Source organism: Streptococcus parasanguinis, from assembly GCF_001578955.1.
Lineage (GTDB): Bacteria > Bacillota > Bacilli > Lactobacillales > Streptococcaceae > Streptococcus > Streptococcus parasanguinis_U.
The window spans coordinates 1-323 of record NZ_KQ969763.1 but is presented as its reverse complement, the minus strand read 5'-3'; the positions used below and the strand labels follow the sequence as shown (position 1 = coordinate 323).

Below are 323 nucleotides of genomic sequence, written 5' to 3'. Positions count from 1 at the left end.
TACAGCTTTAACTACAAAAATTGTAGCCTACTCCTTAAATGATGGGCAGAAAAAAGTTATAGATCAAACAAAGGATGATCAACGCTATTATGTCGATTTATTGACGAACGGGCACAATCTCCTTTACTTGGTTGCAAATAATAAAGATGCTTCGTTTACCTTCGAAAATAAAAACCATAAAAAGATATTTTCTACTTCACAGGCAGAAACCTCCATATATCGCAATATTTATCTCACATATATGGGAGAAAGAAGAAATGAGGAGCGTGTTAAATCTCAATATTATTTGTGGGATTTGAGGCATCGGATTCATTATTTATATG

The 323-nt window shown here is 33.1% G+C and carries 1 pseudogene; it reads left to right on the top strand.

Going from position 1 to position 323, the window contains the following annotated elements:
- Positions 1 to 323: pseudogene (locus SPADD19_RS11125) on the top strand (hypothetical protein); the annotation flags it as partial.